The 14,144-nt window shown below is 29.5% G+C and carries 11 protein-coding genes; 7 read left to right on the forward strand and 4 right to left on the reverse strand.

The genetic code is table 11. The annotated features are described in order from the left end of the window. Positions 1 to 19: 19 nt before the first annotated feature. Complete coding sequence (locus tag BLT88_RS11620; RefSeq protein ID WP_091954895.1) at positions 20 to 703, reverse strand: YjjG family noncanonical pyrimidine nucleotidase; 684 nt, start codon at positions 701 to 703, stop codon at positions 20 to 22. Between the two features lie 72 nt (positions 704 to 775). Between BLT88_RS11620 and BLT88_RS11625 the strand changes: the two genes are divergently transcribed. Next, entirely contained in the window at positions 776 to 1,909 is a 1,134-nt protein-coding gene (locus BLT88_RS11625) for a glycosyltransferase family 4 protein (RefSeq protein WP_091954896.1), read from the forward strand. Then, positions 1,906 to 3,171 (forward strand): polysaccharide biosynthesis C-terminal domain-containing protein, encoded by a 1,266-nt coding sequence (locus BLT88_RS11630; RefSeq protein ID WP_091954898.1) that lies wholly within the window; start codon positions 1,906 to 1,908, stop codon positions 3,169 to 3,171. The genes BLT88_RS11625 and BLT88_RS11630 overlap by 4 nt, the downstream gene beginning before the upstream one ends. A gap of 252 nt (positions 3,172 to 3,423) precedes the next feature. On the opposite strand, the gene BLT88_RS11635 is transcribed toward BLT88_RS11630, so the two are convergent. The 3 genes from BLT88_RS11635 to radC all read right to left on the reverse strand — a co-directional run bounded on the left by BLT88_RS11635 (position 3,424) and on the right by radC (position 6,430). Beyond that, the gene (locus BLT88_RS11635; protein WP_091954899.1) at positions 3,424 to 4,332 is read right to left on the reverse strand and encodes a hypothetical protein; all 909 of its coding nucleotides are present in this window, start codon (positions 4,330 to 4,332) and stop codon (positions 3,424 to 3,426) included. Between the two features lies 1 nt (position 4,333). Beyond that, positions 4,334 to 5,638, reverse strand: a complete 1,305-nt coding sequence (locus BLT88_RS11640) for a polysaccharide deacetylase family protein (protein WP_091954901.1) — start codon at positions 5,636 to 5,638, stop codon at positions 4,334 to 4,336. A gap of 105 nt (positions 5,639 to 5,743) precedes the next feature. Then, positions 5,744 to 6,430 carry a DNA repair protein RadC gene (gene radC / locus BLT88_RS11645; protein WP_036783550.1) on the reverse strand — a complete coding sequence of 229 codons (687 nt, stop codon included), beginning with the start codon at positions 6,428 to 6,430 and terminating at the stop codon, positions 5,744 to 5,746. Positions 6,431 to 6,828: 398 nt separating this feature from the next. Here radC and trkA point away from each other — a divergent pair, with 398 nt between their 5' ends. From trkA to BLT88_RS11665, 5 genes are all read left to right on the forward strand, one after another. After that, on the forward strand, positions 6,829 to 8,175 hold the full coding sequence (gene trkA, locus BLT88_RS11650; RefSeq protein WP_036783548.1) for a Trk system potassium transporter TrkA: 1,347 nt from the start codon (positions 6,829 to 6,831) through the stop codon (positions 8,173 to 8,175). A 1-nt stretch (position 8,176) separates the two neighbouring features. Continuing rightward, positions 8,177 to 9,676 carry a TrkH family potassium uptake protein gene (locus BLT88_RS11655; RefSeq protein WP_091954902.1) on the forward strand — a complete coding sequence of 500 codons (1,500 nt, stop codon included), beginning with the start codon at positions 8,177 to 8,179 and terminating at the stop codon, positions 9,674 to 9,676. Positions 9,677 to 10,585: 909 nt separating this feature from the next. Further along, positions 10,586 to 12,715 carry a T9SS type A sorting domain-containing protein gene (locus tag BLT88_RS11660; protein WP_091954904.1) on the forward strand — a complete coding sequence of 710 codons (2,130 nt, stop codon included), beginning with the start codon at positions 10,586 to 10,588 and terminating at the stop codon, positions 12,713 to 12,715. Positions 12,716 to 12,733: 18 nt separating this feature from the next. Continuing rightward, a complete protein-coding gene (locus BLT88_RS14255) occupies positions 12,734 to 12,904 on the forward strand; it encodes a hypothetical protein (RefSeq protein WP_172824312.1) in 171 nt (56 codons plus the stop codon). 79 nt (positions 12,905 to 12,983) lie between these two features. Continuing rightward, on the forward strand, positions 12,984 to 14,120 hold the full coding sequence (locus BLT88_RS11665) for a hypothetical protein (RefSeq protein ID WP_091954906.1): 1,137 nt from the start codon (positions 12,984 to 12,986) through the stop codon (positions 14,118 to 14,120). Positions 14,121 to 14,144 lie beyond the last annotated feature (24 nt).

The following is a 14,144-nucleotide window of genomic DNA, read 5'->3' on the forward strand; positions in this document are numbered from 1 at the left end:
TAGGGAAACATTTCTCACCTTAAAGATAATCTTTTATATCTAAAAGAGAGGTTATTGAATTAAAATTAACATTATTTACTTTTCCTTTTTCAAAATTTGCATGAATTGCTTTCATTCCAACACTTAAAGCACCTTCTACGTCCGCTTCAATGCTGTCTCCGATCATTATGGAAGCACTATTTATGGCATTGGCTTTTTCAAGAGCAAAATTAAAAACTTTTGGATTTGGCTTTTTAACACCAACAGATTCAGAAGTTACGATTATATCAAAATAATGTAAAATTTTTGAAGTTTCCATTTTTTTTGTTTGAATTTCTTCAAAACCATTTGTGATGATGTGTAATTGGTATTTACCTTTTAAATAATCTAAAATTTCAAAAGTATGTTCAAATAAATGATTAAAATCTGGCAAAAAATTGATGTACTCAATGGCAATAACATCAATTAAATTATCTGAAATACGATAATTTACAGCATCAAAAGTATTCTTTAACCTCTTATATCTTAATTCTTCTTTTGTAACTTTCTCTTCTCTATACAGTTTCCAGTATTGAAGGTTTAAAGGCTTATAAACCTCCAAAAAACTGTTTAAATCTATCGTAATATTTTGTTTATCAAACACTTTTTTAAAAGCTAAGTCGGAATTCTTTTCAAAATCCCACAAAGTATGATCTAAATCAAAAAAGACATGTTGTATTTCCATACGTTAAAAGTATAAATATTAATACTAAAAAAAGCTATTCTTTGTTATATTTGTAAAACTAAACAAATTTTCTTGCGCAATAAACTTAACGTTTTATTTATCTGTGGTTGGTATCCTTCTAGAGTTTTAACAAACAATGGAGACTTTATTCAACGCCATGCAGAGGCTGTTTCTTTAAAACAAAATGTTTCTGTTTTGCATATTATTACAGATAAAAATTGTACAAAAAACATAGAATTCACTTCAAAAAAAACAAATGGAATTCAGACTCATATTGCCTATGTTAAAAAAACAAATAGCAGAGTCGTAAAATTAATTCAATTTTGCAGAGCTTACTTAATTTTACTCAAAAAAGTAAAACCTTTTGATGTTGTTCATCTGCACGAATTATACCCTTTTGGGTTGTTTGCTTTACATTTAAAATGGCTTCAAAAAAAACCTTTTTTAATTTCTGAACATTGGTCTGGATATTTAACGCCAAAATTAAAAAATAGGACTTTTTTTCAAAAAATAATTTTAAATCTAATTACAAAAAATGCTTCCTTTATTTGTCCAGTCACTCAAAACTTAGCAGATTCAATGCAACATTTTGGTTTAAAAGGAAATTACATTCCAGTACCTAACGTTGTTGATACAAAACTTTTTTTGCCAAAAAAAAAGGAAGAAAACGAATTTACCATAATTCATATTTCGAATATGGTCCCTTTAAAAAATGTTCCTCAAATGTTGCAAGTTGCTAAAAAGCTTGAAATTGAAATAGGTGCTTTTACCTGGAAGTTTATTGGTGAAAAAATAGATGGTTTTTCATCACTAATTAAAGACTTGCAATTTAAAACAGCAAACATTCATTTTATAAATCATATTGCTCATAAAGAACTTGTAAAAGAGATACAGAATGCAAATGTTTTAGTGCTTTTTAGTGATTATGAAAGCTTGCCTTGTGTAATTCTTGAGGCTTTTTCTTGCGGAATCCCGGTTATATCCACAGATGTTGGTGGTATTAAAGAGTATTTTCCTCATAACTTTGGTTTCTTAATAGAGACAGGAAATAAGAAAGAATTATTAGAAAAAATAAAACAAACACAACAACAAAAATTAGCTACATCCAAAGAAATGCACGCTTACGCTAAAAGTAATTTTAGTAAAGAAGCCATTGCTACTATTTTTTCTGATCTTTACAACAAAGCACTAAAAATAAAATATTGAATTTATTAATAACATATGTAAAAAATTTTATTAACAGGGCTGGAAGCTATGTTTTTATAGCTACCATATTTGCTAGAATTTTTTCGTTTATAGCCTCTTGGTTAGCCTTAAAATTAATTTCAAATGATGAATTAGGGGTTGTACTTTTTGCTTATAATATTATCGTTTTTTTAATTCCTATTAGTGGTTTTGGATTGAATCAAAGTTTAATAAGATATGGTGCTTTATTAAAAAGTAAAGAAGAGAAAAATAGTTTGTTTTTATATGTTTTAAATAAAGGTGTTTTAGCTTCTTTAGCCATCATAGCACTTATAATTTTCAGTAGTTTTTTTGTGACATTTAAGTTCGAGAACACACAATTCTACATAATAATTTTATCATTTATAATTCTACCCTCTTTTATTTTTGAAATTATAAGAGCTCAATTTAGACTGCAACATAATAACAAAATTTTTGCCTATACTGAGTTTTCGCATAGCATAATACTTTTGTTAAGTGTTTTTATTTTGAGTTATTTCTTTCAAGAAATTGGGTATACAATTGCTCTTATAGCAGCCCCTTTATTAACCTCAATACTATTTATAAATAAGTTAAATATTGATTTTTCATCAAAAATAAAACTAGCAATAACTAATTTTTCATTCTGGAAATATGGTGTTTTTGCCAGCTTGTCTAATGTTCTAACTCAGTTACTTTTTGTTATAGATATTTTATTAATAGGTTATTTGTTAGAGGATACCGAAATGATTACAAATTACAGATATATTTCCTTAATTCCTTTTAGTTTACTCTTTTTACCGAGAGTATTTATTGCAACCGATTTTGTTGCTTTTACAGAAAAGATTTATGATAAAAATTACATTGTTGATTATATGAAAAGTTACATGCTATTTTTTTTAATCATCAGTTGTGTTTTACTTTTATTTAGTTTTCTTTTTGCAGAACAAATTCTAGCTATTTTAGATCGCAACTTTATTCAGTTTGTAGATACTTTTTTAATATTGATGTTTGGAATTGTTGGTATTTATATTTTCAGGGGTCTTTTTGGCAACTTATTATCATCTATTGGAAAAGCCCATATTAACTATTATATAGCGAGTTTTGCATTAATAATTAACATAATAACTAATTACTATCTAATCCCTAAATACGGTATAAAAGGTGCCGCTATCACATCTGCAATTTTAATGTGGTTTACAGGTATCATATCTTTAATTTGGTTCTGGTATCTTTATAGAAAACTTCTTTTAAATAAAAAGTAATTTTTCGCCTGAGTCTCAAAACTGAAAAAAAAGAACCAATACGAATAATACTCCCTACCTTAAAGTATAATATTAGATCATTGTTCTCGTGCTTTTCAATTACCGAATTAATTAAAAAAGAAGCCGCCTATTTATATTTACCTTGACTATAACAAAGGAAAAACAAACAAATAATACTGGTATTTATTTTTATGAAAGAGAAGGAATAGTATTCAGAAAGTTTATCAAAAACGATTGATATTTTTTCAAATACTAACGTTTAAATAACTTCACTAAAAAAGATAAATTATCGTATTTTATTTGCTTGTATGGAATTGTTTTAGCACCGAAACTTAAAAAGTATTTTGCAATAGATTTCATTGAAGAACCTCCAAAATTAAATACACCAAAATTCTTTTCGTATTTATAAATAGCCCTATCAATTAAGAACGTATTTGCACCATTATTTCGATTCTTAAAATCTGTAGATGAAACTAAAATAGTTACTGTATTCTTGTGTTTTAAAAAGAAACCAGATGCAACTAAATTGCTTTCATTATCATAAATAGAAAGAATATCACCGACACTATTTTTAATGCATTCTTTTATCAACCTTAATAAATTCTGATAATCTTTTTCAACTATAAAAGGAGTTCTTTTTCCTACATTATTTTTAAAAAGCGTAATTAAGATTTCTGGATTGTCATTCCATTTTTCCATTAGACCTAACTTGTTTGCTTTTACTAAATCCTTTCTTCTATCTTTTCTATAGTTTTTAAAAACGGAGTCATGATCTTCATTCAAACGTAAAACCTGCATTTCTCTGACTAATGAATTCCCTTTAGGACTATCAAATTTATTATCTGTATTTAATCTTGATTCCACAAATCTAAACTCATCAAATAACCTTTTAAGAAATAGCTGAATATCAAACTTTTCTTCCAATGAGAATATACCTAATTCTAACAACCAGAAAGGTGGATATACATATTTGATTCCATATTTAGACTTCCAAGGAATTGGCATTACAGCTTCATAGTCATCCAAAACCAAAACATCCCAATGATCAGCCACAATATCTAAATACCAAGAAAAACCATAAATTCTACTTTGTACGGAATTCTCTATACAAGAATCATACTTTAAAATATCTAAATCTTTTCTTTTTATATATTGAATCATTCTAAGAAGTGGCAATTTTTAACATCGATTCATACAAACGTTTCCAACCTTTCCATCGCAAATAATTGCTTAAACTTTCATTATGAAACAAAGTAATAAAAGTTCCATTTACAGCTTTTACTTCATTCTTTAAATCTCTAATTCTCCCCAAAGATTGTTTAGGTGTTAATTTCATATAATCGTTTAAAGTAGTATCCATTAAAGCGAAAGGAAATATTTTTAAAGGTGTTTGAATCTCAAAGTCTAAATCATAAAAATAAAAAGGTGTACAAGTACTTGCTCTAAAACCAACATTACTGGCATAACCCATAGAATAATCTTCTTCTACTTCTAAATCTATTAAATGCTGATAGGTTTCTGGCAAAGAAAAACGCAAATAATGCTGTCTAGAACTAGTTACAGGCATATTTGTAATGTTCTCTAGCCGTTCCTTTTCTTTCTTTAAAAGTGCTACATTCTTCATGGTAAAATAAGAAGGATGCAAACCTACTCTTGCGTAGTCTACCATTTCTTTTATCAGAAGTTTATATTTTGTTTTTGACGCAGAAACGTTGGTGTCAAAAGTTGAATAATCACCAATTAAAAAGAAAAAAACAGTTTTTACATTGTACTCCTTTTTAAGCCTTAAAATTTTATCAAAAGTATCAAAAGGATCACTTTTTAATTTCCAAACAACTGCAAATCGATTCCAAGTTTCTAACAATTTAAATTTTAGTAAATCGTTAAAAAAGCCTCCAATAGTTCGCACCAAACTTTTATGCTTGTATGCAAAAGCATTGTCTATATCTATAGTAGAAATGTAATTATATTCTCTGGTTTTGTAACTGTAATCTGGGAATTTTTCCTTTAGAATTCGCAAAAATTTGTACGCCCAAATATCTACTACAGGCTTTTCTAAAAAATTATTTTTAAAGGCCATACTTTCTTCTGCCGTAAAACGTCCATGGATATCTTTTACATGAGGCAAGTATTCCTCATATCTCGAAATTAAATAGAAACTGGCTGCAAAAATATCAAAAGGAATTACTTCTTTCAAGTTGTTTGCAAAAAAACAAGGAACATCTTCCCATTTCTGTATATTGATATCTAAATCGCTTACGCCTTGTTCAAATAATAAATCATTACTTTTTATAAAAAATTCATTTCCTAAAGAGGCTTTTGTATATGATAACTTTGGCCCGTTATGAGCAACAAATTCTTCAATTTTTGAAGTAAAATCAACGGAAATTAATAAAACTCTTGTAAAAATATGCTTAAAAATATAACGTACTCTGGGTGTTATTTTATGTGTGTAAATTAATATCATTTCTTAATTAGAGAGTTTTCATTTGCAATAAAAGTCTCACTTACAGCGCTTAAATTCAATTAACAGAAACTTTTTTTATGGATAATTGTTCCTATATATTGATTACTACAAAAGGCTTTCATCGGTAAAGCTAAAATACGCTTTTTCGGTAATTATTAAATGATCTAAGAGTTTAATATCTAAAGTTGTTCCTGCTTCTTTAATTTTTTGAGTAAGTTGTTTGTCAGCATTGCTTGGCTCTAATTTTCCTGAAGGATGATTATGACAAACAATTATTGCAACCGAGGCTAATTCTAATGCTCTTTTGAACAGCAATCTAACATCAACTATTGTAGCTGTTAAACCACCTTTACTTACTTGTTTTTTTGATAAGACCTTGTTAGAGTTATTCAAAAAAAGTACCCAAAATTCCTCATGTTCTAAATCACCAATAATAGTTTGCATCAAATAAAAAACATCCTTACTACTCGTTATTTTTGGTTTTTCTAAGGCAATTTCTAGTTGGCGTCTTTTTCCTAATTCAAGCGCAGTCATAATAGCAATTGCTTTCGCTTCTCCGATTCCTTTGAAGGTAGTAAGTTTCTCTACGGATAATTTTGCAAGTTCATTTATATTTCCATCTACAGATTGTAGAATTCTTTTTGATAATGCCACAGCACTTTCTTGTCTATTACCGGAGCCTATAAGTATAGCAATCAGTTCTGCATCAGAAAGTGAAGCTTTTCCTTTTGCCAACAACTTTTCTCTAGGCCGGTCGTCTAGCGCCCAAGATTTTATGGTTAACTTTTCCATTTTTCATTTTTTTTATAAAAATACAAAAATCGAAATTAACTACAATTGGTTTAAAGGTGTCCTTAATATTTACTTTAAGTGTATCTTTTTGCACAATCTTAATAACCGATGCATTAAAATTTTTTCTACGTAAACTCTTCTTGATATCCTACAAAAAATATATTTTTAAAATCTACGAGGATCAGCTAATACGCTAAGTTCACACAAAATAATGTTTTCAGAAATTGTGAATATAATTAAAACCACTAGTATCTTAAAAAAGAGAGTATCCGTTTTTTATCCAAAAAAAGGAAATAAAATTATTTTTTTGAATCTTAGCTGAAACTTGAAAACTGCCTTTTATTTTAGTTGGAATCAAAACTAATGATATATTTGTATTTTATTTCTATATTTTAAATATGAAAATCATTATAGCGGGTGCTGGAGATGTAGGGTTTCATTTAGCAAAACTACTATCTTACGAATCTCAAGATACTTATATTATAGATTTTGATGGTGAAAAGTTAAACTACTTAAATAACCATTTAGATGTAATTACAAAAAAAGGAGATGCAACGTCCATAAAACTTTTGAAAGAGATTGGTATTGATTCTGCAGATTTATTAATTGCTGTAACCGATAGTCAAAATACCAATTTTACAATTTCTGTAATTGGTAAATCTTTAGGAGCAAAAAAAACCATTGCAAGAATAGACAATCCAGAGTTTTTAAATGATTGTGAAGTTGACTTCAAAAAATTTGGACTAGATTTTATGATTTCTCCCCAAGAATTAGCTGCTAATGAAATAAAAATGCTCTTGAACCAATCTTCATTTAATGATACTGTTGCGTTCGAGAGAGGTTTGTTTAATGTGATGGGAACTACACTTACCTACAAATCGCCTTTAGTAGATTTAACAGTTAAAGAGGCCGCAGAAAAATTTACGAATGTCGATTTCATAACAATCGCTATCAAAAGAGAAAATGTTTCTCAAACAATTATTCCTAGAGGAGATACTGAATACAAATTAGACGATCAAGTTTATTTTTCTGTGCCCAATTATAGCATGAAAGACTTGTATCCTATAATAGGAAAAAAGCAATTCAATATTAAGAATGTAATGATTCTTGGTGGAAGTAGTATTGGCGAGAAAACAGCAAGAAATCTTTGTGAAGACAATTTTAAAGTAAAGTTAATTGAAAAAAATAGAGAAAAAGCAGAAATGCTTGCTGAAACTTTGACCAATACTTTGGTTATAAATGGTGATGGTAGAGATTTAGAATTATTAGAAGAAGAAAACATTAGAGAAACAGATGCCTTTATTGCCGTTACTGGTAATTCCGAAACCAATATTATGTCTTGCTTGGTGGCAAAATCTAAAGGAGTAAAAAAGACTATTGCTTTGGTAGAAAATATGGATTATATCGATATTTCTCAAACGATAGGAATTCAATCTTTAATAAATAAAAAATTAATTGCAGCCAGTAACATTTTTAAACACATTAGAAAAGGTGAAATTCTAGAATTAGCCAATCTTCATAATATTGATGCTGAAGTTTTTGAATTCGAAGTGCAACGGGATGCAAGAGTTACAAAAAAACCAATCAAAGATTTACGGGTGCCAAAAGAAGCCGTTTTTGGTGGAATTATAAGAGATGGAAAAGCATTAATGACATATGGTGATATGCAAATACAAAATGGAGACAAAGTAATTGTATTCTGTTTACCAGAGGCCATAACAGCCGTAGAGCATTTATTTAATTAAGATGGGAACGCTTAACTTTAAAATAATTTATCGCTTCTTAGGCATTACAGCCATTATTAATGGATTGTTTATGTTTATTGCCTTCCCTTTTAGTTATTTTAATGATGAAAGCCAAGCAAGTGGAATTTTAAATGCAGGGATTATTACGGTATTTATTGGACTAATTCTCTACTTTATAAACAAGCCTACAAGCACAAATATTCAAAAAAAAGAAGGGTATTTAATTGTTACTTTAGGATGGTTAACTCTCTCCTTTACAGGAATGCTACCCTATTTATTATCTGGGGCAATCCCCAATATTTCTGATGCATTTTTCGAAACCATTTCAGGATATTCAACAACTGGGTCCTCTATTTTGACAGATATAGAATCCATGCCAAAAGGAATTCTTTTTTGGAGAAGTGCCACTCATTGGATTGGAGGAATGGGAATTATTGTTCTTACCATAGCCATACTTCCACTTTTGGGAATTGGAGGCATGCAGCTTTTTATGGCGGAAGCTCCTGGACCGTCTGCAGACAAATTACATCCTAGAATTACAGACACCGCAAAACGTTTGTATATAATTTATGTAGTATTAACTTTTGCAGAATTTTTTTTATTAAAAGTAGCAGGCATGACATGGTTTGACGCTATAAACCATGCAATGGCTACGGTTAGTACCGGCGGTTTTTCTACCAAAAACAGTAGTGTTGCTTTTTATAACCATCTGCCATCTGTACAATATATCATTATCTTTTTTATGCTGATTGCAGGGACTAACTTTGTATTAACCTATTTTGCATTAAAAGGAAAAATTCAGAAAGTTTTTCAAAGTGAAGAGTTTAAATATTATTTATTCGGAATTATTACTATTTCGGCGATTGTAACTATTTTAATTTACTTTTTTCAAGATCCAAATTTACAGACCACAATTGCGCATCCAAAAGTTTTTGGGGAAGCAGAAAGTGCTATAAGACATGCATTATTTATGGTAACCTCTGTAGTTACTACCACAGGATTTGTGACGGCAGATTTTACAATGTGGAGCTTTTTTGCTACTAGTATTTTCTTTGCGCTCTTTTTTACGGGAGGCTCCGCAGGATCTACAAGTGGTGGTGTAAAAATAGTAAGACATATTATTATGTTAAAAAACAGTTTTTTAGAGTTTAAAAAAGCGGTACATCCAAATGCCATAATACCTGTAAGATATGATGGTAAACCTATAAATCAGACCATTGTTTTAAACATTATTTCTTTCTTTATCATTTACATGCTTATTTTTATTTTGGCCTCAGTTACACTTACATTATTAGGATTAGATTTTTTATCTGCCCTTGGAGCTGCAGCATCGTCTCTAGGTAATATAGGCCCGGCTATAGGTTCTGTAAGTCCGGTAAATAATTTTGCTCATTTATCCGCTGGTGCCAAATGGTTTTGTTCTTTTTTAATGTTAATCGGACGTTTAGAGTTGTTTACAGTACTCATTTTATTTACACCTTTCTTTTGGCGTAAAAATTAATTGCATCTAGTTCTTTCGGTAACAAAAAAACCAATACATTCTGATAACTCCGAGCATTATTTTGAGTAACCTCTAATAAAATGAACTTCTTTTTTATTTGTTTTCATCCTTTATGTATGAACGGTCATTACTAGTTAAAAAGAGCTTTATAATATGTCACTAATGCCACTCCTCACCTGCTCAGGTATTCGCGAAACTATTATCAAATAGGCACACTGCATAAATTATGTAATCCACAAATCATACTTTACATTTCTCTTAATATTTATTTTTGATATAAATAAATTGCAGATAAAACGAGCTCATATAAACAATACAATTTCTTTTTTGTGTAGCGAGTTATTGATATTCTTAATCTCCCAAACTGACTTATTATTTTTAAAGTTTAACAAGCATAGATATATACTATTTTTGCGGAAATCCGCAGTTTTAAGAGCGGTTTACTGCTAGCTTTTAATTATTTAACAAATTATCTTTGATAAAAAATTTGTTAAGTGAGGTATTCAATTACAGAATACCAAAAATTAGTGAAGGCTAAAAACTTGAAGAATCAGAACTATTTATTGCGTTATAGTAGTCATTAAAAGTTACTTAAAACAATAGCGCAAAGCTGCTCTAGAATTCACTTAAACAAGAATCATACATGACCTAAATCAGGTTTGATATTTATACCAACATATCTGTTTACTTTCAAATTAATTGAAAAAAATACAAACTTTTATGAGCATTGAAAATCACCTATATCCGGAGACATCTGACTATAAATTAGTAGTTGGCTTTATCTGTTATTAGTTAAAGATTATTTTATAAAAATTCAACCTTTCAAAGAGTAGAGGCTAGAAACTACTATAAAAAACGGGGAAAATTCCGAAAATCCAAAGAGTAGGATAATCAAGTATTATAATTATTATGAAAAAAGAAAATTTTTTAAAAATTGCGCTTACCTTAACACTATGTCTACCATTTCACAAAATTTGTGCACAATCTGTTGTTATTACAACCATTGTTGACGGCACATTAGCCGATAGCCCATGCACAAGCGATGATAATGGCTCATTACCAAGATTTATTGAACTGTATGTGAGTGGCACAATTGATTTCCAAGGTTATGATTTAGATGTAGAATTAAATGGGCCTAATTCTAGCTCTGGAGACTGGGTATCAAAAAACATTTCAGATTTAGGTACAATTACAAACCAATTTGTTTATCTGATAAAAAAAACTGACACAACAAGTTTTGAGGCTGTTTTCCCTGATAAAACCAAAATAGGAATTAGCTTAGGCACCATTAATGGCAATGATTCTTTTAGAGTAGAGGACCCTAATGGAAATATTATTGACATATTTGGTAACCCAAGCGAAATTACAGACTCTTCTTTTTTTGGAACTTGGAGTTATAAAGATAGTTATGCAAAAAGAAAAAATGGTAAAATAGCGAATGCAGGTAACTTTAATAAAGACGATTTCTTTTATGCGGGAGAAAATGCCCTGGATGGTGCAGATTGCAATTCTTTAGCAAATGCTGTTAATTTAGGCTCTTATATTGCATGGACTGGAGCAACGAATAATGCATGGACAAACGCTACAAACTGGAATATTGAAACTATTCCAGAAGCGTCTGATGATATTGTTATTCCAAATGGTTTAACTAATTATCCAACAGTATTCAGTGGAACTTCAATAACAGCAAATAGTATTACTATTGAGTCAGGAGGAACTTTAATAGCAGAGGGCACTTCTACAGTTACTGGAGATATTACTTACAATAGAAATTTACCTACTGCAGATTCATGGTATCTTGTTTCGTCTCCTGTTGATGGGGAAACCATTACTGACTTAATATCTAATCATACTTTTATAACTAGTTCTAATAATGTAAGTATAGGAATAGCCCCTTATGACAACTCTCAGACGTCTACGACAAGCGGATGGTCTTATCAAACTAATAATTCTACTGGTAATTTAGAAAATGCTCAAGGATATTCAATACAGTTGGAAGAAGTAGGCAATCTTTCTTTTACAGGTGCGCTGAGAACGGATGATACAAATGCTAGCGTTGCTCTTGTGCAAAATGCCACAAATGGGAATAACTATAATTTGATGGGTAACCCTTATACTTCTTATATAAATAGTTCGACTTTCTTAAATACACAATCTTCAGATTTAGAATCAACTTTTTACATTTGGAACGGAACCTCATATGATACAAAAACGACAGGGACAAGCCCTGATTTTATGATTGCCCCAGGACAAGGCTTTTTTGTTGAAGCTAAAACTAGTAATCCAGTAACTTTTATAGAATCTAATCAAAGTCATAATTCAATAGATACCTTTCAAAAAAGTGATTCAAAACCAGAAATTAAATTAAATCTTACAGATGGTAAAAATAACAGAACTGCAGAAATATATTATATAGCTGAAACGAGTACTGGTTTTGACACCGGTTATGATGGAAAATTATTTGGCGGAGTTTCTAATTCCTTTGCCATTTATTCTCAATTAATTTCAGATAATAATGGTAATAATTACGCAATTCAGTCTTTACCAAATTTTGATTATGAGAACATGATTATCCCTATTGGTGTCAATGCCGCTAAAGGTCTTGAAATTAACTTTACTGCTGAAATTCTTAACTTACCTCCAGACCTAAAAGTATATCTTGAAGATAAAGAAAACAATACATATACAACATTGGGTGGAGATAATAACCACAAAATTTCTTTAACAAAAGATTTAAGCGGAATAGGTAGATTCTATATACATACTTCTAAAAAATCAATTTTAAATGTGCAAGATTTAGCTTTAGAAAATGTAAGTATTTTCCAAGCTAACAGAGCAACTTTAACTATTGTTGGTTTGTATCATGGAAAAATAAATATAAAATTATATAATCTACTTGGTCAGCAAGTTTTAAACAATTCGTTTGAAGGAAATGGTCTGAATAATATTAGATTATCAAATATTAACAGTGGCATTTACCTTGTTCATTTAACAACGCAAACAGGCGCCATTAACAAAAAAATAAGCATCCAATATTAATAAAGACCTGTATGAGACATGAAAAATCAAAAAAACACTAAAAACGAAGAAATTACTCGTAAAGATGCTATTAAAATAATAGGTAATTACAGTAAATATGCAGCTTTAACTGCATTGGGAACATACTTCATCTTAAATCCACAAAAGGCTCAGGCAGCAAGTCTTGGGGATCCAGGAACTGGATTTTAAAAAAATATTTATAAAAATACTTCGAATTTTAAATCATTTTTTTATGCGAATAAGTACAAAATAACTACTTTTATCCTGTATGAAGGAAACGACAGTACTCTATAAATATTTTGACGAAAAAACCATTTCCTGGTTTAAAGATAAAAACGAATATGTAGTTTTAGAAAATACTGCAGCTGCTATTTTAAAGAAAATAAACAGCGGGATACCAGTTAATGAAATTGCTAAAACTCTTTCAAAAGAATTGGAGATTCCTATAGAAAAATCTGTAGATTTTATTTTAGAACTTGAAAAAAAATTCTTTACAGAAAAACAGTCTGAAAACATTGAAATGGCAAATGATTTTAGAAATATTAAAAGACCCAAAAATTTTGAGTTTATAAAGTATTATAAAATCAACAACATTATTTTCAAAATTTCATTTTTAAGCGACAAAGAACTTTCTTTCGTACACCCAAAATTTGCTCATTTAGTGATGGAGGAGGTCACTGAATTTCAAAATGAGTTTGAGGTTTTCATCAATCACAACTATATTTTTCTGTATGTAAATAACACATTTATTGGCTCTTGGAGCCCAGAGAATCTTCATTATTTCCAAGGAAAATTCTCAATGGAATTGATTCAAAAGATTCATCAAAAAGAAGAAAAAGAATGGATGGGGGTTTTTCACGCATCAGCAGTTAGCGATGGTAAGAAGGCAATACTGTTTCTAGGTGATTCTGGTAATGGAAAAAGTACTTCTTTAGCCATCTTGCAAGCAAATGGCTTCACATGCTTAGCAGACGATTTTGTTCCTGTAGATGTAAAAAAACAAAAAGTGTACAGTTTCCCTGCGGCTATTTCCATAAAAAAAAGTAGTTTAGAAACTTTATTACCTATGTATCCTGAATTAGAAAGTTCTGCTGAATATCATTTTAAAAGATTACATAAAATTGTCCGTTATTTGAAACCTAATAATGATGATTTCTTTGCAAACTTACCTTGTAATGATTTGATTTTTATAAAGTACCAAAAAGATGCTACCTTAGTTTGTAATAGAATTTCGAAAATTGATGCATTTCAGCAATTAGTACCCGATTCTTGGCTTTCTCCAATAACAGAAAATGCTCAAATATTTTTAGATTGGTTTGAAAACTTAAATTGCTACCAACTTGTGTATTCTAATAATGCAGAAATGATAGAAACTGTTTCTACAATATTTAAGAATGACCTATAAAGAAGCTTTATTTTTTTATAAGAA

The organism is Polaribacter sp. Hel1_33_78 (assembly GCF_900106075.1).
Taxonomy (GTDB): domain Bacteria; phylum Bacteroidota; class Bacteroidia; order Flavobacteriales; family Flavobacteriaceae; genus Polaribacter.